Source organism: Nocardioides donggukensis, assembly GCF_014842875.1.
GTDB lineage: Bacteria > Actinomycetota > Actinomycetes > Propionibacteriales > Nocardioidaceae > Nocardioides > Nocardioides donggukensis.
Map to the genome: position 1 here is coordinate 96674 of NZ_JACYXZ010000001.1, position 21577 is coordinate 118250.

A 21577-nucleotide genomic window follows, 5' to 3' on the forward strand; every position below is an offset into this window, starting at 1 on the left:
TGACGATGGACCACGAGATCAGGGACCACGAGATCAGGGACCACCGGGGGCTGGGCTGCGTGCTGGTCGCCAACCGCGGCGAGATCGCGCTGCGGATCGTGCGTGGCTGCCGCGCCCTCGGCCTGCGCAGCGTCGCGATCCACTCCGAGCTGGACGCGCACGCGCCGCATGTGATCGCCGCCGACGACTCTGTGCCGGTGCCGAGCTACCTCGACATCGACGCCGTCGTGGCCGCCGCCGTCGGTGCCGGCGCCGACGCGATCCACCCGGGCTACGGCTTCCTCTCCGAGCGCGCGGCGTTCGCGGCCGCCGTCGAGGCCGCGGGGCTCCGGCTGGTCGGGCCCTCGGCCCGGGTCATGGAGCAGATGGGCCGCAAGGACGCGGCCCGCGAGATCGCGGTCGCGGCGGGGGTGCCGGTCGTGCCGTCCTACTCCGTCGAGGACCCGGTCTCCTCGATGAGCCTGCCGGTGCTGGTCAAGGCCGCCGCCGGCGGCGGCGGCAAGGGCATGCGGATCGTGCGCACCGCCGAGGAGTACGACGCCGCGGTCACCTCGGCGCGTCGCGAGGCGGCCTCGTCGTTCGGCGACGACACCCTGCTCGTGGAGAAGTACGTCGAGCACGGGCGGCACATCGAGGTGCAGGTGCTCGCCGACGGCCACGGCAACGTCCGGCACTTCTTCGAGCGGGACTGCTCGACCCAGCGTCGGCACCAGAAGGTGCTCGAGGAGGCCCCCGCGCCGACCATCGGCCAGGAGGTCCGGGACCGGGTGACCGGGGCGGCGGTCGCCCTGGCCGAGCACGTCGGCTACGTCAACGCCGGCACCGTCGAGTTCCTGCTCGACACCGACACCGGCGAGGCCTACTTCCTCGAGATGAACACCCGGCTCCAGGTGGAGCACCCGGTCACCGAGCTGGCGGTCCGGGTCGCGGGCCAGCCGCTGGACCTGGTGCAGCTGCAGCTGCGGGTCACCGGCGGGCACCGGCTCGACTTCGCCCAGCAGGACGTCGCGCTGCACGGGCACGCCATCGAGGCGCGGGTCTACGCCGAGGACTCGTTCGCCGGGTTCCTGCCGCAGGCCGGCACCGCCACGCTGGTGCGCTGGCCCGAGCACGCCCGGGTCGACGCGGCGCTGGAGACCGGTCAGGTCGTCTCGACGGCCTACGACCCGATGCTGGGCAAGGTGATCGTGCACGGCCCGGACCGGGAGACCGCTCGCCGGGCGCTGGTGGCGGCCCTGGACGACACCGCGATCCTCGGCCTCACCACCAACGCCGGGTTCCTGCGGACGCTGGTCGCCTCCGAGGAGTTCCGCGACGCCACGATCGACACCGCCTGGCTGGACGGCGCCACGATCGACCCGCCGGGAGCAGACTTGGCCCGGCTGGTCGCGGCCTGGACCGACGTCGCGGTCCGCACCCTGACCGCCGGCGAGCCACACCCCTTCGTCCCGGACGGCTGGCGGCTGGGAGCCGACCCGGCCGCGACGATCGTGGAGCTGGACCGGCCGGTCCGGGTGGACCGTGCGCGCGGCGAGGTCGACGGGGTGCCGGTGCGCGAGCTCAGCTGCGCGGACCACCTCGTGGTGCTCGAGGTCGAGGGCCGCCGGCACCGTGCCGTGGTCGCGCTCGGCGGGCACGCCATCGAGGTCGTCCTCGAGGGGCACCGGCACGTCTTCGGACGCCCGGACCCGTTCGCCGACAGCTCCGCCGTCGCCGGGGACGGCACCGTGCTGGCGCCGATGCCGGGCACCGTGCTCGACGTGGCGGTGACCGAGGGACAGTCGGTCGCGGAGGGGGAGCTGCTGGGGGTCCTGGAGGCCATGAAGATGGAGCTGTCCCTGAAGGCGCCGTTCGCCGGGGTCGTGGCCAGTGTCGGGGCGGGCACCGGGGACCAGGTCGCCCTCGGGGCCGCGCTGTTCGTCGTCGACCCGCCCGAGGAGGAGACGTCATGAGGGAGCCGCACGTCGTCCCCGACCGGGCGGACCTGCCCGAGCGGGTGACGATCTGGGAGGTCGGCCCGCGGGACGGGCTGCAGAACGAGCAGGGCACGGTCGCGACCGAGGACAAGGCGGCGTTCGTCCGCCGGCTGCTGGCCGCCGGGCTGCCGATCGTCGAGGCCACCAGCTTCGTGCACCCGCGCTGGGTGCCGCAGCTGGCCGATGCCGCCGAGCTGATGACGAGCCTGGTCGCCGACCTCGGCGACGCCGCGCGCGAGCTGCCGGTGCTGGTGCCCAACGAGCGCGGCCTGGACCGGGCGCTCGAGCTCGGCCTGCGACACGTGGCGATCTTCGGGTCGGCCACCGAGACCTTCGCGCAGCGCAACCTCAACCGGAGCCTGGACGAGCAGTTCGCGATGTTCGAGCCGACCGTGCGCCGGGCCCGGGAGGCCGGGATGGACGTCCGCGCCTACGTCTCGATGTGCTTCGGCGACCCCTGGGAGGGGGCGGTCCCGGTGGAGCAGGTGGTGGAGGTGGGCCGGCGGCTCTTCGACCTGGGCGCCAGCCAGTTGAGTCTCGGCGACACGATCGGCGTCGGCACCGCCGGTCACGTCCGCTCGCTGCTCCGGGCGTTCACCACCGCCGGACTCGGCGTCGAGCACCTGGCGGTGCACTTCCACGACACCTACGGGCAGGCCCTCGCCAACGCCTACGCCGCCCTCGAGGAGGGCGTCACCACGTTCGACGCCAGTGCCGGCGGGCTCGGTGGCTGCCCGTACGCCGAGAGCGCCACCGGCAACCTCGCCACCGAGGACCTGGTCTGGATGCTGCACGGACTGGGCATCGGGACCGGCGTCGACCTCGCGGCACTGACCGAGGCCAGCGTGTGGATGGCCGGTCGGCTCGGTCGCCCGAGTCCCTCGCGGGTGGTTCAGGCACAATCTGGCGCATGAGTCGCACCGTCTACCTGCACATCGGCGCTCCCAAGACCGGGACGACGTACCTGCAGGACCGGCTGAGCCGCAACGTGCGGACCCTGGCCCAGCACGACGTCCACGTCCCGACCGGGTCGATGTTCGTCTCGCCGGCGCTGTTCCAGTTCCGCGCCGCGCTCGACCTGCTCGACCAGGACTGGGGCGGTGCTCCCGGCCACGCCGAGGGTGCCTGGCCGGCCCTGGTCAAGCAGGTACGCCGCCGCAGCGGCACGGTCGTGGTCAGCCACGAGATCTTCGCTCCCGCGCCGGCGACGAAGATCGCCAAGCTCATGAACGACCTGCAGGGCTCCGAGGTGCACATCGTCTACAGCGCCCGCGACCTCGCGCGGCAGCTGCCGGCCGCCTGGCAGGAGAGCATCAAGCAGGGCCGACGGTGGAAGTTCCGGACCTTCCTCGACAAGGCCGAGAAGGGCGACGCCTGGTTCATGCGGGCCTTCGACCTGCCCACGGTGCTGAACACGTGGACGAGGAACCTGCCCCCTGAGCGGGTGCACGTCGTGACCGTGCCCCCGTCCGGCTCGGCGCCCACCGAGCTCTGGGAGCGCTTCTGCACCGTGTTCGGCATCGACCCGGCCTGGGCTCCGCTGGACAGCGAGCGGGCCAACGAGTCGCTCGGGATCGCCGAGACCCAGCTGCTGCGCCAGCTCAACCGACGCATCGACCGCCGCACCCGGCGCTCGGCCCCGCACGACCAGCTGATCGGCCGGCTGCTCGCGTCCAACGAGCTGGTCTCGACGAGCTCCCGCCGGGTGGAGCTGCCACCCGAGCGGGAGGCCTGGGCCGCCGAGCAGGCCGAGCGGTGGATCGACTGGGTGCGCGGGTCGGGCGTGCACGTCATCGGCGACGTGGACGACCTGCGTCCCCGCCCCCGGGGCGAGGGCGTCCGGTGGCGCAACCCGGACACGGTCTCGAACAAGGCGCTCTCCCGAGCCGCGCTCCAGGCGCTCGCGGTGATGACCAAGGAGGCCGCCAAGCGGCCCGATCCCGAGCGCGAGCTGGGGGCGCGGATCAAGAGACGTGCGCAGGAGTGGCGCAGTCGATGAGCCGCACCGGATGACCGAGCGTGCGCTGGCCACCGCCTGGGTCGCCCACCTGCGGGCCGGGGGAACGACCCCGTGGGGTGACTTCGGGTCCGGCTCCCCGGGAGGCCCGCCCGGGGAGTGGCCGCCCGGGGATGGGGCCACGGGGGGCAGGACGTCCGGGGAGTGGCCGACCGGGGAGTGGCCGACCGGTCCGGCCGGGCTGCCCGCGGCCGGGCAGCTCGAGCTGGTGCGCCGTCTGAACGCCGCTCGGCCGACCGGAGCCGGACCGCTCCCGGGGCCGCTGGTGGACCGGGTGCTGGCCACGAGCGCCCCCGGCCGCGGACTCCCCGACCGTGCCCTGGTCGGTGTCGGCGACGGCACCCGGTTCGGCCCGCCGCCCGCGGACCCGACCGCCGTGCCGGCCGCCGAGCTGGTGCGGCTGGCGGCCGGCGTGCTCGCCGAGGTCGCCGCCGGGGCCTGCCCCGAGATGGATGCCGACGTGCATGCCGACCCGGACTCTGTCCCGGATGTTGGCCCGGGCTCCGGCCCGGGCTCCGGCCCGGGCTCCGGCCCGGGCACCGACCCGGTGCCGGGGCGGCGGCCGGTCCCGTGGCGTCGCGACCACCGGCTCGCCGGAGACCCGCACCTGGCCCGGGTGACCGGTTCGGCGCTGGAGGTCGCCGGCCACCGGCGCGGCCTGCGGCCGCCCGTGGTGCTGGTGCTCGGCGACGACCTGTCCCGCGTCCTGGCCGACGTGTGGCGCTGGCGGGTCACCAGCCGGGGGGTGACGCCCACCTGGGACTGGTGGGTCCGGCACTGGGCGGCCCGGGACCAGCTGCCACCGCGCGCCGACCTGACCGCGATCGCCGACCGGTGGGCCGCACGGGTCGGCCCGGGCCGGGTGCACCTGCTGGTCGGACCGGACCCCCTCGCGGACGCGGGCCGGCTCCTCGGCCACCGCGGCCCGCTCGCCCCGTCGGGCCTGTCCTCCCGTGCGGACCGGGCGGACTCGGCCGACCGGGCGTACTCGGCGGACCAGGCGGACCAGGGGCTCTCGGCCGCCGCCGTCGAGCTGGTCCGCCAGCTCAACCGCGTGCTGCGGGTGCTGGTGCCGCCGGCACGTCACCAGCAGGTGCTGGGCCGGGTCACCGCGACCTGGCTGGCGGCCGAGACCGGGCCTCCGCCGGCCCTGCCGGACGAGGTCCGCGAGTGGGTGCGCGCGCGGGCCGAGCGAATGCGCTCCCAGATCGCCGCTGCTCGCTACCCTGTGCACGGCGATCCCGACGCGCTCCTGCCGAGGGCCGTCGACGATCCTGGTGGGCCCGCCGGACCCGGTGGGCCCGGTGGGCCCGCAGGCGGGCCTGCCGGGGGCGGATCCATGGACGAGGCGGTTCTCGACGTGGCGCTACGGACGCTGCTGAGCGCGAAGGAGGCCGGTCGGTGAGCCCGAAGCGGGTGCTGATCCACGTGGGCACACCCAAGACCGGCACGTCGTACCTCCAGGACGTCCTGTTCCGCAACCGCGAGGTGCTGGCCCGACAGGGCATCCTCTACCCGGCCGACCGGTTCGACGCGCACTTCCTCGCCGCGCTCGACCTGATGCGGCTGCCCTGGGGCGGGCTGGAGACCGAGGCCGTGGGCGCCTGGGACGCGCTCGCCGAGCAGGTCCGCGCCTGGGACGGCACGGTGATCATCAGCCACGAGATCCTGGCCACCGCCACCCGGGCGCAGGTCCGCCGGGCGATGCGCTCGCTGGGCCACCCCGACACCGAGGTGCACGTGCTCGTCTCGGCCCGCGACCTGGTGCGCCAGATCCCCGCCGAGTGGCAGGAGAACGTCAAGCACCGGCGCACGATCCGCTACCACGCGTTCCTCGACCAGATCCGGGACCCGGAGCGCTCGGGGGCGATCGCCACCTGGTTCTGGGGCGTCCAGGAGATCCCCGACATCCTGCACCGCTGGGGCGACCGACTCGACCCCGGCCGCGTGCACTTGGTCACCGTCCCCCATGCCGGGGCGGCGCCGACGCTGCTGTGGGAGCGCTTCGTCGAGGCCTTCGGCCTCGGCGAGGTCGAGCTCGATCTGCACGACGAGCGGGCCAACCCCTCGCTCGGTGCGCCGGAGACCGCCCTGCTGCGGCGGGTCAACCGCGCCGTCAACAAGACCGTGCCCCCGGCCGACTACCGGCCGCTGGTCCGCGAGCTGCTGGCCCACCAGACGCTCTCCCGTCGCACCCGGTCGCCACGACTGTCGCTGCCGCCGGAGGCGCACGCGTGGGCCGAGGAGCTCTCCAAGGCCTGGGTCGCCGACCTTGGGGCCCGCGGGTACGACGTGGTCGGGGACCTCGGCGAGCTGCTGCCCGAGCCCGGGAGCGTGGAGTTCAGCGACCCCGACCGGCCGCGGGAGCGGCTGGTCAACCGGGCGGCGCTCGACGCGATCCGGGCCCTGGTGCGGGAGGCCGCCCGCCTCCGCCGGGTCGAGTCCGACCTGCGGGCCGAGCTGGACGAGGCGCACCGGGCGCTGGAGCGCGCGTACCTCCGGCCGAGCTACAAGGCGCGGGAGCGGATCGTCCGCTCGGCCGAGGGCCGGGGCGCCGGGCGCCGCCTGATGCGGCTCTACCGGCGGCTGCGGGGCAGGAGCTCGCGCCCGGCGTAGCGCCCGATCCGCCAGGTGGCGATGCCGTCCGCGCCCAGTCCGACGAGTCCCCCGACGACCGGCACCCGGCGCCCGATCGTCGTGGCCAGCCGCTTGCCGGCGACCTTCGTGATCAGCTCGGAGGCGACCTCGGCGGCCACGACCTTGTCGAGGTCGGGGTCGTGGACCGGTGCGGTGGCCAGCGCCATCGGGGGTGCCGGCAGTTTCTTCCGGCGGACCAGCTCGGTGACCGCGTCCTCGCCGACCACGCAGACCAGCACGGCGTTGCGGACCCTCGGGTCGGCCAGGTCGTGGCCGCGCAGGGAGGCGATGGCGGCGACCATCCGGCACTGGATCAGGGCCAGACCGGTGATGTTCGCGGGGATCGTCACCGTGGCCGTCACCAGTCCGCCGAGGTTGGTGGCGAAGCCCTGCGCCCCGGCGTACCGGACGTGGGTCTCGACGATCTGGCTGATCGCCGCCTCGACGTCACCGCCCTCGGCCTCGAGCGCCTTGCGGGCGGCCACGTCGGCGGCGGGCAGCGGCCCCACCCCGCGGATGGCGCGGTCCAGGGCCTGCCGGACGAACCCGGTGGTCAGCTCCGGCGCCGCCGCCGTGATCCGGGGGGCGAGCTTCGGCGCGAGCCGCTTGCCGACGCTGCTGCCGAATCCCATGTCGCCATCCTAGGAGGGCCCGGGTTGCCGACCCCAGGGCCGCCCGGGACGACGGCCCGCACCGTGGTCGCGCGGGCAGGACCGGCCTATCGTGAGGGGGTGCCCACCGAGCCGCCCGCGAGCCCCTGGGAGTTCCCGGATCCCACCGCCGCGCCCGACGACCTGGTGGCGTTCGGTGCCGACCTCGAGCCCGGCACCCTGCTGGCGGCCTACCGCGGCGGCTACTTCCCGATGCCGGTCGAGGGGGAGCTCGGCTGGTGGTCCCCGCGGCACCGCGGCGTCCTGCCCCTGGACGGGCTGCGGGTCTCGCGGTCACTGCGGCGCTCCCGTCGGCGCTTCGAGGTGCGCGTGGACACCGCCTTCGCCGACGTGGTCGCCGCCTGCGGTGCCCCGGACCGCGACGGCGGGGCGTGGATCGACGCGGAGATGGCCGCCGCCTACCTGCGCCTGCACGAGGCCGGGTGGGCGCACTCGGTCGAGGCGTGGCGGGACGGGTGCCTGGTCGGCGGGCTGTACGGCGTGGCGATCGGCGGCCTCTTCGCGGGCGAGTCGATGTTCCACCACGAGACCGACGCGTCCAAGGTGGCGCTCTGCGCGCTCGTCGACCTGCTCTCCGACGAGCACCGCGACCGGCGGCTGCTCGACGTGCAGTGGCGCACCCACCACCTGGCCTCGCTCGGGGTGGTCGAGCTCCCGCGACCGGCGTACCTCACCCGGCTCGCGGCCGCGCTGGCACTCCCCGCGGCGCCGATCGGGGATCGGCGCGAGTCGGGGGCCGTGCGATGAGGTGCTCCCTGGCCGGGCTGGCACCCGGCCTGGCCCTGCTCGGGGGGCTCGCCTGCGGCTGCGGAGGCGGCGCGTCGGAGGAGGCGCAGAACGACGCCGACACGGAGGCGTACTGCGCGGTCTTCCAGCGGCTGGTCGTCTCCGAGGGTGACATCGCCCACAGCAAGCAGGTCTTCGCCGACCTGGCGGCGGTGGGCACTCCGATGGACATGACCCACGACGCCCGGCGGGGCTTCGAGCTGGCCGTCGACCTGGCCCATCGGGCCGAGGACGCGGCCGAGGCGACGCGGCTGGTCGAGGCGCTCAGCGCCGAGGAGACCCGGCTCTTCGGCTCCTTCCTGGCCTGGACGGTGACCACGTGCACCGCGATCTCAGGCCTGCCGGGGGACCTCGGGTCCGGGTTCCGCTCCGAGCTGCCGACCGAGCTGCCGAGCGAATTTCCGAGCGGGTTCCCCACTGTGCTGCCCACTGTGCTGCCCAGTGGGCTGCCCCCAGGATTCCCGTCCGAGTTGCTCTCCGAGCTACCGTCAGGGTTTCCTTCGGAGCTGCCGACCGAGCTCGCTCCGTCGGAGTAGTGCTCTGATCCCCCCGCCGGTCCGACGGTCCGGCAGACAAGGAGACCGTGCCATGCGCACACGACTGGCAGCACCCCTCGTCCTGCTCACCGCCCTCGCGGTCGGCTGCGGCGGCGACGGTGGCGGCGACGGTGGGAGCGAGTCCGCCTCGGGTGACGAGGGCGTCACCTCCGAGCAGTTCTGCGACTCCTTCACCGCGATCGAGACCACCGAGGACTTCGAGTCGACCAAGTCCGCCATCGGCGAGATGGCCGACCAGGGTCTTCCGGAGGAGGCCCCGGAGGAGGCGGTCGCCGGCTTCGAGGTGCTGACCGACCTCGCCGCGGAGGCCGACGACGAGAAGGAGGCCAACAAGCTCGGCGAGGACATCGACGCCGAGGGCCAGGCGTCGGTCCAGGCGTTCTTCGAGTACTCGGCCACCACCTGCGCCGAGGAGCCCGCACCCGAGGACGGCGAGTCGCCCGCCGACGAGCCCACCGACGAGCCCACCGAGTGATCCGGTGCTGACCAGGATCGCCGCGCCCCTGCTGGTGGCCGCCCTCGTGGCCGGGTGCGGGAGTGACGAGGGTGAGGAGACCGCGGCCGACCCGGCCACCGCCGCCGAGAGCGAGTCGCCGACCGCCGCCGAGCCCGAGGGCTCGGCGCCCGGCGACCCCGAGTCGGCCGCGTTCTGCGAGGCGTTCGTGTCGGTCGGCGACGTCGATGAGTTCGAGGGCATGCAGCGCCCCTTCGACGAGCTGGTCTCCATAGGGGTGCCGGACGGCGCGCCGGCCGGGGCGGCCGACGGCCTGCGGATCTTCGTCGACGTGCTGGCGAAGTCCGAGGACGAGAAGGACCTCAACAGGCTGGGCAAGAAGGTGCCCGCGAAGAAGCAGGCGAAGGTGGCCTCCTTCTTCCAGTACGGCAGCGAGACCTGCCTGACGCCTCCCGCGCCCTGAGTCGGGCCGTCACACCACCTGCGGTGGGCGGCCGGTGGCACTGACCATCGGTCGCCCCGCGCCGGCCCAGTCGAGCATGCCCCCGGCGAGGTTCACGGCGTCGTGACCCCGCTCGGCGAGCCAGGCCACGGCCTGGGCGGAGCGGCCGCCGACCCGGCACACGACCAGCACCTGTCCCCGTGGGATCTCCGAGACCCTCCCGGGCAGCTCCCACAACGGCACGTGCAGGGCGCCCTCGATGTGCCCGTGGTCCCACTCGGCCTGCTCGCGGACGTCGAGCACGGCGAGGTGGTCTGGCACCGGGTCGGGAAGGCCGGCGATGCTCACGGTGGGGACCTGCATGTGTTCCAAGTTACAACTACTTGAGCAACTTGCTCATCCTGCGGTCCGCCAGCGGCTTGCCGCCGGTCTGGCAGGTGGGGCAGTACTGCAGGCTCGAGTCGGCGAACGAGACCTCCCGCACGGTGTCTCCGCACACGGGGCACGCCTGCCCGGCCCGCCCGTGGACGGCCAGGTGTGACTTCTTCTCACCCTTCAGCTCGCTCGCGGCCAGACCGCTCGAGCGGGCCACCGCCGCGCCGAGGACGTCGCGGATGGCGGCGTACAGCGTCGCCACGTCCTGGGGGGTCAGGCCGCTGGCCGGCTTGAACGGCGACATGCGCGCGGCGTGGAGCACCTCGTCGGAGTAGGCGTTGCCGATGCCGGCGATCGTGCCCTGGTGGCGCAGGACGCCCTTGACCTGCGCTCGGCCGGCGGCTGCGAGGATCTCCGCGAGGGTCTCCGGCGTGAAGGCGTCGGCGAGCGGGTCGGGGCCGAGCCGGGCGATGCCCTCCACGTCCGACGGCGACCGGACGACGTACATCGCGAGCGACTTCTTGGTGCCGGCCTCGGTGATGTCCAGCCCGGAGTCGTCGTCGAGCACGACCCGGGCCGCGATCGGCGACCGGTTGCTGGGCTTGGGCGGGAGCCGCGGCACCTCGTCGCGCCACCGGATCCAGCCGGCCCGGGCCAGGTGGAGGACCAGGTGCAGCCCCCCGGCCTCGATGTCGAGGAACTTGCCGTGCCGCGAGACGCCGTCGACGAAGGTCCCCTCGAGGGCGGAGAGCGGCGGGTCGTAGGTCTTCAGCGCGCTGAACGCGGCCAGGTCGACCCGCACGATCGCGCGACCGTCGAGGCGGCCGCCCAGGTCCTGGACGAGCGCCTGCACCTCGGGCAGCTCCGGCACGCCGCCCAGACTAGACCGCCACCGGCCGGGGTGCGCGGGTTCGTCGGGCCGGGTGACAGATCAGGGGGCCCGGAGCATGATGGAAGGCGTGCAGTCCGTCCCGCGGCTCCCTCGAGGCGGCGTCATCGTCCTCGACGCCCGCGGCGACGACCGCGCCCTGCGCGTGACCTGGCACCACGAGGCGGACCTGGTCGTCCTGTCCCTGTGGCGCGAGAACGTCTGCACCGGCAGCTTCCGACTCGCGGTGGACGAGGTGCCGGACCTGATCGACGCGCTGCGCGCCGGCCTGGGCGCGACGTACGACGCGACCCGGTCGCCGGCGTCCTGACGGCCCGCAGGGCTCGGCCCGGCGGCTCGCCTCGGCTCGGCGGGGATACGCAAATCTACGGGATCGACTAGATCCCCCGATACGCTGCGATCGTGGACCCGATCCGGAACCCCTACGCCCCCGGCGCCGGGCAGCGCCCGCCCGAGCTGGCCGGTCGCGACGAGCAGCTGCGGGCCTTCGACGTGGTGCTCGAGCGGATCGCCCGTGGCCGCCCCGAGCGCTCGCTGGTGCTGACCGGCCTGCGCGGGGTCGGCAAGACCGTGCTGCTCAACGCGCTGCGCTCGGCGGCCGTACGCCGCGGGTGGGGGACCGGCAAGCTGGAGGCCCGTCCGGACCAGGGGCTGCGCCGCCCGCTCGCCGGCGCCCTGCACCAGGCGGTCCGCGAGCTCGGGCACCCGCAGCCCGACGACGTCGACCACGTGCTGGGGGTGCTCAAGGCCTTCGCCCAGCGCGAGGCCGGGACCGGGGCGAGGCTGCGCGACCAGTGGAACCCCGGCATCGACGCCCCCGCGGTGAAGGGCCGGGCCGACTCGGGCGACATCGAGATCGACCTGGTCGAGCTGTTCACCGACCTCGGCGGCCTGGCCGCGGACGTCGGCAAGGGGGTGGCGGTGTTCCTCGACGAGATGCAGGACCTGGGCCCCGACGACGTCTCCGCGCTCTGCGCGGCCTGCCACGAGATCAGCCAGTCCGGCCTCCCGGTGATCGTGGTCGGCGCCGGGCTGCCGCACCTGCCGGCGGTGCTCTCGGCCAGCAAGTCCTACTCCGAGCGGCTGTTCCGCTACCAGCGGATCGACCGCCTGGCCCGGCCCGAGGCGGACCGTGCCCTCACCGCGCCGGCCGAGGACGAGGACGCGGCCTTCGCCGAGGACGCCCTGCGGGCGATGCACGCGGCGACCGGCGGCTACCCGTACTTCATCCAGGCCTACGGCAAGGCGGTGTGGGACCTGGCCCCACGGTCCCCGATCACCGCGGAGGACGTCGCCGTGGCCGCACCCGAGGCGGAGGCAGAGCTGGCGGTCGGCTTCTTCGGCAGCCGCTACGAGCGGGCCACGCCGGGGGAGCGGGACTACCTGCGGGCGATGGCCGACGCCGCGGTGGCGATCGCCGAGCGTGGCGAGGAGGAGGTCGACGACATCGGCTCGGTGCCGACCGCCGACGTGGCCGCGGTGCTCGGCAAGAAGCCGCAGTCGCTCTCACCGGCCCGGGACGCCCTGCTGAAGAAGGGGCTGATCTACTCCGGCGAGCGGGGGCGGATCGCCTTCACCGTGCCGCACTTCGGCCGCTACCTGCGCGACCAGGGCTGAGGGCGCACCTAGGGCCGGCGGGCGGACCAGGACGCGGAGTCGCGTCGAGGTCAGGTGTCGCAGGTGCCCTCCGGGGTGCCGCGGAAGCCGACGCCGAGGTCGGCGACGACGGACCCCGACGTGAGCAGCGAGTCCACGGTGAGGGTCGGGAACCCCCAGACGGTCGTCAGATCGGCCCCCGAGCAGCCGCGCGGCCGGAACCTGAACTCCACGTCGATCAGGAGGTCCGCACCCGGGGCCAGCCGGTGGTCGACCGGGAACCGGGCGTCGATGCCGTCGCCGTCCGGGCCGAGGACAGGCTCCTCGCCGTCGAGCTCACGGACCCGCACGGCGGCACCCCCGCCCGGGCCCATGAACGGGAGGATCACCTCGGTGACCGTGACCGTTGCGAACGAGGCGTTCTCGACGCTCAGCCTCCACCGGCAGCGCATCCCCGGTCGCATCGCCATGGTCGGGATCCGCCTGCCGGCGAAGCGCCGTACCCGCACCGAGGAGTCCTCGCACCGCACCTCGCGCACGGGGACGATCTCCACCGCCGAGCGGGCCCTGGCTCCGGCGAGCACCCAGCCACTCGCCGCCACACCGAGCACCAGCGCCGACAGCAGGACCAGCCACAGGCCACGTCGGCGGTGCCACGGCCTCGCCGCCACTGCGGCGTCCTCGGTCCGGGCGGCGGTCGGCCCGGTGTCCTGTGTGGCCGCCATGCGCGGCTCCTTCCCGAGGTGGTGCCCACGATCGTGCCACGGCGCCCGGGACGCCTGCTGGCGAACGGGCACCGGATCTGCGCAGGATGGACCCATGCAGGTCGTCGCTCACCGCGGTGCCAGCCACGAGCAGGCCGAGCACACCCTGGGGGCCTATCTGGCCGCACTGGAGCACGGCGCCGACGGCCTCGAGTGCGACGTCCGGCTGACCGCCGACGGTCACCTCGTCTGCGTCCACGACCGGACCTTGCGGCGCACCGCCGCGAACCGCGGCACGGTCTCGACCATGGAGCTCGAGGAGCTCAACGAGCTCGACTTCTCGATCTGGAAGAACCCCTGGGCCGAGCTCGACGACGAGGCGCCCGACGTCGACCCCGAGCACGGCAAGGTGCTGACCCTGCGCAAGCTCCTGGAGACCGCTGCCGGCCTGGACCGCCGGGTCGAGGTGGCGATCGAGACCAAGCACCCCACCCGGTACGGCGGCCTGGTGGAGCGCCGCCTGATCCAGCTGCTGCGCGAGTTCGGCTGGGATCGCGCCGGGTCGCCGGTGCGGGTGATGAGCTTCTCGCACACGGCGCTGCAGAGGGCCCGCCGGCTGGCCCCGGAGGTGCCGGTCGTCCAGCTCGTCGACAAGGCGCACCACTGGCCGATGCTGCGCCGGATGGTCGAGCCGGACTGGATCATCGGACCCGGCATCGGCGAGCTCCGCGAGCACCCCGGCCTCGGCCGGCACCTCAAGGGCTGGCGGGTGCACGTGTGGACCGTGAACACCGCCGAGGACCTCCAGCTGTGCCAGTCGCTGGGGGTCGAGGCCGTGATCACCGACCGCCCGGCGTACATCCTCGAGCAGCTCGGTCGGTAGCCTGCCCGACATGGGAAAGCGCTCACGCACGAAGGGCCGCGAGGCCGCCACCACCGCACCCGGTGAGGTCGGCCCGCGCCAGCCCTGCCCGTGCGGCTCGGGTCGCCGCTACAAGGCCTGCCACGGCGCCGCCGACGGTCCGCCCCCGGTGTACGTCGCCCGCCCGTTCGCCGGCCTCGCAGGCGAGTGCGACCTGGTCGCCCTGCGCGAGCTGGTCCCCGCCGCGACCGCCCCGATCACGGTGCGCGACTCCCCGGACCGGGAGGTGCGCCTGGCCAGCCTGCTGCCCGGCGCGGCGCCGGCGCAGGTGCGCGCCGACGGGTCGGTGTGGCTCGGGCTGCAGGTCCTGCACAGCTTCGGCGACCCCTCCCGCGACCTCGGGGCGGTGCTGACCGCCGCCCTCGCGGCCGACGAGGGCACGGTCGGGCTGACCGACCCGCCCGGCGAGGGCCCCCGCCTGCAGGACCTGGTCGTGGACGCCCCGCTCGAGGTGACCGTGCACGACGGGTTCACCTACTGGCTCGACGACGACCAGGCCCGGGACCCCGACCTGGTCGCCGCGCTCGAGCAGGCCGACGGCTCGATCAACCCGACCGCGAAGCTGGCCGGCGTCGAGGCGGCGTACTGGACCGACGTCGGTCCCAAGGAGCACCTGCGCTGGGTGATGCCGGAGCCGGAGGACGACCTGCTCACCGCCCTGGCCAGGCTGCACGCCGCGGGCCAGGACGCGCTGGTCGACGACGGACGGCTCGTGGGCATGTTCCGGGCGCACGGGCTGCTGGCCCCGGTGTGGGACCTGCCCGTCGGGACCGGTGCCGAGGTGCTCGAGGAGCCGGCCCGGAGGTTCGCGGCCGCCCTGGCCGACGCCCTGGCGGCAGGCGGCGATCTGGGGCCTCAGGAGCGGGCCGCGCGGTCCGGTCTGGCCAACCGTCAGGTCACGATTCGCTGACCAGGGGGGCCGGTGGGGAGAATGGGACAAATCAGACCCGCGAGTTTGCCCTCTGCAGTTGAGTTCGCCCCCGCGATCCCGTAGGTTCTTCCTCGCCCGGTCGTTGTTGTATCCCCCGTCAACAGCGGCCGGGCTCTTTTCATTTCCCGGCCCCGGTCGGGGCCCCCGGGTCAGCCGTCGGTCGGCAGCGGCTCCCGGCTGATCGGGCAGGACATGCACCGCGGGCCGCCCCGGCCCGAGCCGAGCTCGGAGCCGGCGATCCGGACCACCTCGATGCCGGCCTCCTCGAGCCGGTCGTTGGTCTCGTCGTTGCGCTCGTAGGCGACCGCCACGCGCGGCGCTAGGGCCAGCGTGTTGTTGCCGTCGTCCCACTGCTCGCGCTCAGCGGTGACTGGATCGAGTCCGGTGTCGATCTGGTGCAGCGTGTCGATGCCCATGGCCTTGGCCGCGGCCACCAGGAACGGCTCGGCGGGGGAGACGTCGAGGTGCAGCGAGTCCTCGGTCTCGGTCGCCTCGGGCACGGTCACGGCGTACGCCTGCAGCGAGTCGGCGACCGCCGGGTACATCACGATCTTGTCGACGTCGACCATCGTGCAGACGGTGTCGAGGTGCATGGTCGCCCGCTCCTGCGCGATCGGCACCGCCAGGACGGTGTGCGCCAGCTGGGCGTGGAAGACCTGCCGGGCCAGCCGCTCGACGCCGGCCGGCGTGGTCCGCTCGCCGACACCGACCGCGATCACGCCGGGGGCCAGCAGCAGTACGTCGCCGCCCTCGACGTGCTCGTGGTGCCAGCCGTGGATCTTGCGGGTGCCGCGGAAGCGCGGGTGCTCGGTGTAGATCAGCTCGGTCAGCTGGGTCTCCCGGGCCCGGGCCGGCATCGCCAGCGAGGTCACCGCGACCCGGTCCCGGACCCAGACGCTGGAGTCGCGGGTGAAGAGCAGGTTCGGCAGCGGGTCGATGAGGAAGTCGTCGTGGGCGAGCAGCGAGGTGACCAGGCCGTGCCCGCCGCGGACCTCGTCGTTGCGGATGCCGGCGGTCAGGTACTCCGTCAGCTCCTCGGCGGAGTGGTCCCGCAGCGCGGTGGCGAGGTAGGCGCGGAGCGTGTCACCCAGGTGCAGCCCGGCCAGGGCGGTGGTGATGGCGTGGTTGCGGGCGACCTCGCTCTGCAGGGTCTCGGTGAGCAGGTCGGTGAGGTAGAGCACCTCCACCCCGCGGGTGCTGAGCGCCTCGGCGAAGGCGTCGTGCTCCTCCTGGGCACGACTCACCCAGGGGATGCCGTCGAAGAGCAGCTTGTCGTTGTTGCGCGGGGTGAGCCGCTTCAGCTCCGGTCCGGGGCGGTGGAGCATGACCGTCTGGAGCTGGCCGACCTCGCTGTCGGCGCCGTGCGTTGCCATGCCGCGCACTCTAGTCGTCGGGCGCGGGGTGGCCGCAACGACCGCGTCCGGGCAGCTCGGCGCATCCCCGATGGGTCAGGCTCTACGTTCTGCAGGTTTGAGGGCCCCAGAACCTGCAGAACGTAGAGCCTCGTGCCACGGCCGGGGCATCCACGGGCGACGCACCCACGGGCGGCGCACCGAGGAGCGGCTCAGGAGCCGAGCACCTCGACCAGCGTGAGCACGAACAACAGGAAGCACACACCGCTGCCGACGTAGTGCAGGGTGCTGAGCCGGATCCGGGCCAGCAGCACCCGCCCGGCGAGGACCGCCAACCCGCTCACCGTGAGCAGCGCGCCCCAGGCGCCGGCGAACACGGAGAACGGCGCGTCGTACCGCGCCACCAGCGACAGCGTGAGCAGCTGGGACAGGTCGCCCCACTCGGCGGCGAAGAGCACCAGGAAGCTGGCCGCGACCGCGCCCAGGCCCCGGCGCGGTCCGCCGGCCCTGTCGGCGTACTCCTGCCCCGGGCCTGCCGGGTCCGCGTCCTCGGTGTCCGGCTGGTCCGGGTCGGTGCGGGCCTCCCTCAGCAGCAGCAGGGCGCCCCCGAGGAAGAGCAGGGCGGCACCGGACCGCACCCAGGTGATCGGCAGCTGGGCGACCACCGAGCCCAGCCCCACCGCGATGCCGGTCTGCACCAGGAAGGCCAGCCCGACGCCGATCCACACCCAGAGCGGACGGAACCGGGTGCTGAGCACTAGGGTGGCGATGAAGGTCTTGTCGGGCAGCTCGACCAGGAAGATCGTGCCGAAGGCCAGCGCGACGACGAGCAGGTCCATCAGCGCGTGGGACCCCCGTCGGCGAAGAACCGGCGGCTGGCCGCGATCGCGTCCCCCAGGACGTCGCTCACCGGCCGGCCGAGGTACGCCGCCGCGCGCGCGACGTCGTCGTACTCGGGCTGGGCGTTGACCAGGACCCCGTCATGGCGGGCCAGCTTCACCGCGATCGTCCGGCCGCCCACCTCGATCGAGGTCATCTCGCGCTCGAGGGCGTGCTTGGTGAGCGGATGCTCGCGGACGCCGATCGTCGAGGTCTCCCGGAAGATCGCCGCCCGGACCGGCACCGCCCGGTCGCTGCGGACCAGCACGGAGAGGGTGTGCGCCGGTCGGCCCTTCTTCATGAGGATCGGGGTCAGCCAGGCGTCCGAGGCCCCGGCCTCGAGCAGGGCGGCGATAACCGCCGGCCAGACCCGCGGATCGAGGTCGTCGACGTTGGTCTCCACGAGCAGCGGCACCGGTCCGCTCGCGTCGGCGGGGGTGCCCACGAGCAGGCGCAGCACGTTGGCGTGGCCGTCCGGGTCGCGGCCGCCGGCGCCGGTGCCGATCCGGTCGGTCACCATCGCCGGCTGGGCGCCCCAGCCGGTGGCCAGGGTCCGCAGCAGCGCCGCCCCGGTCGGCGTGCACAGCTCCATCGCCGGCGCTCCCGGCGGACCGGCGTACGACGGTGCTCCGCGGAGCAGCTCGGCCACGGCCGGGGGCGGCACCGGCAGGGTGCCGTGCGCGGCGCGGACCGAGCCGGACCCGACCGCCACCGGCGAGACGACCACCGCGTCGGCCGCCTCGGGCAGCGTGGCGAACCCGGCGCAGACCCCGACCACATCGGCGATCGCGTCGAGCGCCCCCACCTCGTGGAAGGTGACGTCCAACGGATCGGCGCCGTGCACCGTCGCCTCCGCGACCGCCAGCCGCTCGAACACCTCCAGCGCCGGGACCCGGACCGGCTCCTCGAGATCCGCGCGGGTCAGCAGCTGCCGGATGTCGCGCCAGGTGCGGTGCGCGGTGGACTCGGCCGCCCGGACGTGGCAGCGGGTGGCGGCCAGGCCGTTGCGGTGGACCGGCTCGACCGCCAACGACACCGGCTCGGGGGAGACCGCCTGGACCGCGGCCTGGAGCACCGGCAGCGGCACCCCGGCCCCCAACAGCGCGCCGAGCAGCATGTCGCCGCTGGCACCCGAGGAGGCGTCGACCCAGACGGTCACGGGGTGGGCTCCCGGGGGTCTCGAGACGGTTGCTGCGCAACCTCCTCGACCACCGGTTGGTCGGGCGGGTGTTCTTCGGGTGCGGGTGGCCTCGGTCGCGCGCTTCGCGCCGGGTCGTCGGTGGCGCTCGCAGCGCGACCGACGTCGTGCGGTGGTTCTTCGGGTGCGGGTGGCTTCGGTCGCGCGCTTCGCGCCGGGTCGTCGGCGGCGCTCGCAGCGCGACCGAGGTCGTGCGGGTGTTCTTCGGGTGCGGGTGGCTTCGGTCGCGCGCTTCGCGCCACGCGAGCGGCGAAGACGCCCGCCCCGTAGCCGTTGTCGATGTTGACCACGCTCACCCCGGGTGCGCACGAGTTCAGCATCCCCAGCAGCGCGGCCAGCCCGCCGAACGAGGCGCCGTACCCCACCGACGTCGGCACGGCGACCAGCGGCACCCCGGTCAGCCCACCCACCACCGACGGCAGGGCGCCCTCCATGCCGGCCACGACGACCAGGCAGTCGGCGTGCTCCAGCCGGTCCCGGACGGCCAGCAGCCGGTGCAGCCCGGCGACACCGACGTCGCGGATCTCCTCGACCTCGGCTCCGTGCACGCGGGCGGTCAGGGCCGCCTCGGCGGCCACCGGGGCGTCCGAGGTGCCGGCGCTGATCACCGCGACCCGGCCCCGCGGCGCCGGGAGCGGGCCGAGCGTGGCGGCCCGCGCCACCCGGTCCAGGTCGGCGTCGAGGCCCGCGACCGCGTGCATCGCCTCGTCGCTGAGCCGGGTCGCCAGGACCGCCCGGTCCGGGTGCCGGGAGTGCAGCGTCCCGAGGATGGCCACGACCTGCTCGGGGGTCTTGCCGGCGCCGTAGACCACCTCGGGGTCCCCGGTGCGCCCGGCTCGGTCGACGTCGACCCGGGCGAAGCCCAGGTCGGCGGTCCGGTCGTCGTTCTCGTGCACGGCCACAACCTAGCCGCAGGGCCCGCTGCACCCTTGCCGTGGTCGGTGCCCGGGTGTTGGCTGGGTGTGGGGTCGCGACCAGGAGGAGCACGTCATGACGAAGTTCGACCGATACACCCAGGGCACGCCGAGCTGGATCGACCTGATGGCACCGGACCAGGACGGCGCCAAGCGGTTCTACGGCGACCTGTTCGGCTGGGAGTACGACGACCAGCCGATCGACGACCAGGGCAACACCTACTCCATGGCCCGCATCGAGGGCGACGACGTGGCCGGCCTCGGCGGCCAGATGGAGCACGAGCAGGGCCAGCCGGCACGCTGGAACGTCTACTTCGCGGCGGACGACGTGGACGCCGTGGCGTCCAAGGTGCAGGAGGCGGGCGGCCAGGTGATGGCCGGCCCCATGGACGTGTTCGACTCCGGGCGGATGGCGTTCGCCCAGGACCCGGGTGGCGCGATGTTCGGGATCTGGCAGGCCAAGCAGCACATCGGCTCCCGCCGGGCCAACGAGCCGGGCACCAACACCTGGAACGAGGTGGCGGTCGACGACGTGCCCGCGACGGCCGGCTTCTACCGTGAGGTGCTGGGAGTGACGCCGCAGGAGATGGACATGGGGCCCGAGATGGGGACCTACACGACCTTCGAGGTCGACGGGAGGTCGGTGGCCGGCTCGATGTCGCTGCCACCGGGGGTGCCGCCGCACTGGAACGTCTACTTCAACGTCGCCGACCTCGACGCGTCGGTCGCCAGGGCCACCGATCTCGGCGCCGAGGCGGTCGCCCCCGCCATGGACATCCCCGGCGTGGGTCGTCTGGCGTTCCTCAAGGACCCGCAGGGGGCGATGTTCAACCTCATGCAGCACCCCGCGGACTTCGTCGCCGACTGAGCCGGGCACCTCACGCGACGCCCACGGGGCTGACCGCGGACCCTGAGGGGCTCCGCGACGGCCTCAGGAGGAGCTGAGCGCGCGGAACGGGTCGGCGGGGTAGACCCCGATGATCTTCACCTCGTGGGTGAAGAAGGCCAGCTCCTCCAGGGCGTTGCGGACGCCCACGTCGTCGGGGTGCCCGTCGACCTCGGCGAGGAACTGGGTCGCGGTGAACTCGCCGTCGACCATGTAGCTCTCCAACTTGGTCATGTTCACCCCGTTGGTGGCGAACCCGCCCAGGGCCTTGTAGAGCGCCGCGGGCAGGTTGCGCACGTTGAAGACGAAGCTGGTGACGACGGGCCGGTCGCCGGCCGGGGCCTGCACGTAGTCGCGGGAGAGGACCACGAACCGGGTGGTGTTGTGGTCCTCGTCCTCGACCTCCTCGCGGAGGATCCGCAGGCCGTAGATCTCCGCGGCCAGCGGCGGCGCCAGCGCGGCCTGGCTCGGGTCCCGACTGTCGGCCACCTCGCGGGCGGCGCCGGCGGTGTCGCCCGAAATCATCGGCGTCAGCCCCAGCTCCCGGATCACCTTGCGGCACTGGCCCAGCGCGTGGACGTGGCTGTGCACGGTCCGGATCGTCTCCACCGAGGCGCCCTCGACCGCCATCAGCGTGAACTGGATCCGGAGGAAGTGCTCGGCGACGATGTGCAGGTCCGAGGTCGGCAGGAAGTGGTGGATGTCGGCCACCCGGCCGGCCAGCGAGTTGTCGATCGGGATCATCGCCAGGTCGGCGTCCCCCGACTCCACGGCCGCGAAGACGTCCTCGAACGCCGGGCAGGCCACCGCCTCCCAGTCCGGGTAGTGCTGCTTGCACACGAGGTGGGAGTTGGCGCCGGGTTCGCCCTGGTAGGCGATGCGTCGTCGGGTCACGGCGACATTTTCCCACGGCGCGGTCCTCGGCCGACGGGTGACCGGCTGCCGATCACCTACCCTCGGGCCTGTGCTGATCGCCGTGACCCTCGCCCTCGTGATCGCGCTCGTCGCGCTGGTCCTCGCCCTGCTCTCGCTCCGGGCCGCGCAGAGGCGCCCGGGGGTCGACGAGGAGCTGCCCGAGGACGTGCACGGGCTGCGCCAGGAGGTGGCCGCGCTGCGGGCCGAGGCGCGCGACGCGCTGAAGCACCTCGCGGTCGTGCGCTACGACGCCTTCGGGGACATGGGCGGACACCTGTCCTGGTCGCTGGCGCTCCTCGACGACGCCGGCCACGGGGTGCTGCTGACCTCGATCCACGGCCGCAGCGAGGCCCGCACCTATGCCAAGAACGTCTCCGCCTGGTCCTCCGAGCAGCAGCTCTCGCCGGAGGAGCAGGAGGCGATCACCCACGCCCGCCCCCGGTAGCCGGGATCGACCGGGATCCTCGGGGCAGGGA

The 21577-nt window shown here is 74.1% G+C and carries 24 protein-coding genes; 15 read left to right on the forward strand and 9 right to left on the reverse strand.

Annotated features, from left to right (window positions below; all coding sequences use genetic code 11):
- Positions 1-5 precede the first annotated feature (5 nt).
- The 5 genes from IE331_RS00430 to IE331_RS00450 are packed head-to-tail and all read left to right on the forward strand — an operon-like array spanning position 6 to position 6609.
- Positions 6-1952 (forward strand): acetyl/propionyl/methylcrotonyl-CoA carboxylase subunit alpha, encoded by a 1947-nt coding sequence (locus IE331_RS00430; protein ID WP_192139438.1) that lies wholly within the window; start codon positions 6-8, stop codon positions 1950-1952.
- The gene (locus IE331_RS00435; protein WP_192139439.1) at positions 1949-2890 is read left to right on the forward strand and encodes a hydroxymethylglutaryl-CoA lyase; all 942 of its coding nucleotides are present in this window, start codon (positions 1949-1951) and stop codon (positions 2888-2890) included. Before IE331_RS00430 ends, IE331_RS00435 begins: the two co-directional genes overlap by 4 nt.
- Complete coding sequence (locus IE331_RS00440) at positions 2887-3975, forward strand: hypothetical protein (protein ID WP_192139441.1); 1089 nt, start codon at positions 2887-2889, stop codon at positions 3973-3975. Before IE331_RS00435 ends, IE331_RS00440 begins: the two co-directional genes overlap by 4 nt.
- Before the next feature lie 10 nt (positions 3976-3985).
- Positions 3986-5398 (forward strand): serine/threonine-protein kinase, encoded by a 1413-nt coding sequence (locus IE331_RS00445; protein ID WP_192139443.1) that lies wholly within the window; start codon positions 3986-3988, stop codon positions 5396-5398.
- A complete protein-coding gene (locus IE331_RS00450) occupies positions 5395-6609 on the forward strand; it encodes a hypothetical protein (RefSeq protein WP_201930815.1) in 1215 nt (404 codons plus the stop codon). Before IE331_RS00445 ends, IE331_RS00450 begins: the two co-directional genes overlap by 4 nt.
- On the opposite strand, the gene IE331_RS00455 is transcribed toward IE331_RS00450, so the two are convergent.
- Positions 6570-7262: an EcsC family protein gene (locus tag IE331_RS00455; RefSeq protein WP_192139445.1), complete on the reverse strand. Its 693-nt coding sequence runs from the start codon at positions 7260-7262 to the stop codon at positions 6570-6572. The two genes, IE331_RS00450 and IE331_RS00455, sit on opposite strands and share 40 nt — an antisense overlap.
- A gap of 99 nt (positions 7263-7361) precedes the next feature.
- On the opposite strand from IE331_RS00455, the gene aat reads away from it, so the two are divergent.
- The 4 genes from aat to IE331_RS00475 are packed head-to-tail and all read left to right on the forward strand — an operon-like array spanning position 7362 to position 9561.
- Complete coding sequence (gene aat, locus IE331_RS00460) at positions 7362-8048, forward strand: leucyl/phenylalanyl-tRNA--protein transferase (protein ID WP_192139447.1); 687 nt, start codon at positions 7362-7364, stop codon at positions 8046-8048.
- Positions 8045-8623, forward strand: a complete 579-nt coding sequence (locus IE331_RS00465) for a hypothetical protein (protein WP_192139449.1) — start codon at positions 8045-8047, stop codon at positions 8621-8623. Before aat ends, IE331_RS00465 begins: the two co-directional genes overlap by 4 nt.
- Positions 8624-8675: 52 nt before the next feature.
- The gene (locus tag IE331_RS00470; RefSeq protein ID WP_192139451.1) at positions 8676-9119 is read left to right on the forward strand and encodes a hypothetical protein; all 444 of its coding nucleotides are present in this window, start codon (positions 8676-8678) and stop codon (positions 9117-9119) included.
- Positions 9120-9123: 4 nt separating this feature from the next.
- A complete protein-coding gene (locus IE331_RS00475; RefSeq protein WP_192139453.1) occupies positions 9124-9561 on the forward strand; it encodes a hypothetical protein in 438 nt (145 codons plus the stop codon).
- A 9-nt stretch (positions 9562-9570) separates the two neighbouring features.
- On the opposite strand, the gene IE331_RS00480 is transcribed toward IE331_RS00475, so the two are convergent.
- Entirely contained in the window at positions 9571-9903 is a 333-nt protein-coding gene (locus IE331_RS00480; protein WP_192139455.1) for a rhodanese-like domain-containing protein, read from the reverse strand.
- A gap of 16 nt (positions 9904-9919) precedes the next feature.
- Complete coding sequence (locus IE331_RS00485; protein WP_192139457.1) at positions 9920-10786, reverse strand: Fpg/Nei family DNA glycosylase; 867 nt, start codon at positions 10784-10786, stop codon at positions 9920-9922.
- An 88-nt stretch (positions 10787-10874) separates the two neighbouring features.
- Here IE331_RS00485 and IE331_RS00490 point away from each other — a divergent pair, with 88 nt between their 5' ends.
- A complete protein-coding gene (locus IE331_RS00490) occupies positions 10875-11114 on the forward strand; it encodes a hypothetical protein (RefSeq protein WP_192139459.1) in 240 nt (79 codons plus the stop codon).
- A 92-nt stretch (positions 11115-11206) separates the two neighbouring features.
- Positions 11207-12421 (forward strand): ATP-binding protein, encoded by a 1215-nt coding sequence (locus IE331_RS00495; protein WP_192139461.1) that lies wholly within the window; start codon positions 11207-11209, stop codon positions 12419-12421.
- Between the two features lie 50 nt (positions 12422-12471).
- Here IE331_RS00495 and IE331_RS00500 read toward each other — a convergent pair whose 3' ends face one another.
- A complete protein-coding gene (locus IE331_RS00500; protein WP_192139463.1) occupies positions 12472-13125 on the reverse strand; it encodes a hypothetical protein in 654 nt (217 codons plus the stop codon).
- A gap of 94 nt (positions 13126-13219) precedes the next feature.
- Between IE331_RS00500 and IE331_RS00505 the strand changes: the two genes are divergently transcribed.
- Positions 13220-13987 (forward strand): glycerophosphodiester phosphodiesterase, encoded by a 768-nt coding sequence (locus IE331_RS00505; RefSeq protein ID WP_192139465.1) that lies wholly within the window; start codon positions 13220-13222, stop codon positions 13985-13987.
- Positions 13988-13997: 10 nt separating this feature from the next.
- The gene (locus tag IE331_RS00510) at positions 13998-14936 is read left to right on the forward strand and encodes a DUF5926 family protein (RefSeq protein WP_192139467.1); all 939 of its coding nucleotides are present in this window, start codon (positions 13998-14000) and stop codon (positions 14934-14936) included.
- A 170-nt stretch (positions 14937-15106) separates the two neighbouring features.
- On the opposite strand, the gene IE331_RS00515 is transcribed toward IE331_RS00510, so the two are convergent.
- From IE331_RS00515 to larB, 4 genes are all read right to left on the reverse strand, one after another.
- Positions 15107-16330, reverse strand: a complete 1224-nt coding sequence (locus IE331_RS00515; protein ID WP_192139469.1) for an arginine deiminase — start codon at positions 16328-16330, stop codon at positions 15107-15109.
- 191 nt (positions 16331-16521) lie between these two features.
- Complete coding sequence (locus IE331_RS00520) at positions 16522-17148, reverse strand: TMEM165/GDT1 family protein (RefSeq protein WP_192139471.1); 627 nt, start codon at positions 17146-17148, stop codon at positions 16522-16524.
- Positions 17148-18347: a nickel pincer cofactor biosynthesis protein LarC gene (larC, locus tag IE331_RS00525; RefSeq protein WP_192139473.1), complete on the reverse strand. Its 1200-nt coding sequence runs from the start codon at positions 18345-18347 to the stop codon at positions 17148-17150. Before larC ends, IE331_RS00520 begins: the two co-directional genes overlap by 1 nt.
- On the reverse strand, positions 18344-19282 hold the full coding sequence (larB, locus tag IE331_RS00530; RefSeq protein ID WP_201930825.1) for a nickel pincer cofactor biosynthesis protein LarB: 939 nt from the start codon (positions 19280-19282) through the stop codon (positions 18344-18346). Before larB ends, larC begins: the two co-directional genes overlap by 4 nt.
- 94 nt (positions 19283-19376) lie before the next feature.
- Here larB and IE331_RS00535 point away from each other — a divergent pair, with 94 nt between their 5' ends.
- Complete coding sequence (locus IE331_RS00535) at positions 19377-20168, forward strand: VOC family protein (RefSeq protein ID WP_192139478.1); 792 nt, start codon at positions 19377-19379, stop codon at positions 20166-20168.
- Positions 20169-20231: 63 nt separating this feature from the next.
- Here the strand turns inward: IE331_RS00535 and IE331_RS00540 are convergent, their stop codons facing one another.
- Positions 20232-21080: a prephenate dehydratase gene (locus IE331_RS00540; RefSeq protein WP_192139480.1), complete on the reverse strand. Its 849-nt coding sequence runs from the start codon at positions 21078-21080 to the stop codon at positions 20232-20234.
- Between the two features lie 70 nt (positions 21081-21150).
- On the opposite strand from IE331_RS00540, the gene IE331_RS00545 reads away from it, so the two are divergent.
- Positions 21151-21546: a DUF4446 family protein gene (locus IE331_RS00545; protein WP_201930833.1), complete on the forward strand. Its 396-nt coding sequence runs from the start codon at positions 21151-21153 to the stop codon at positions 21544-21546.
- Positions 21547-21577: the final 31 nt, after the last annotated feature.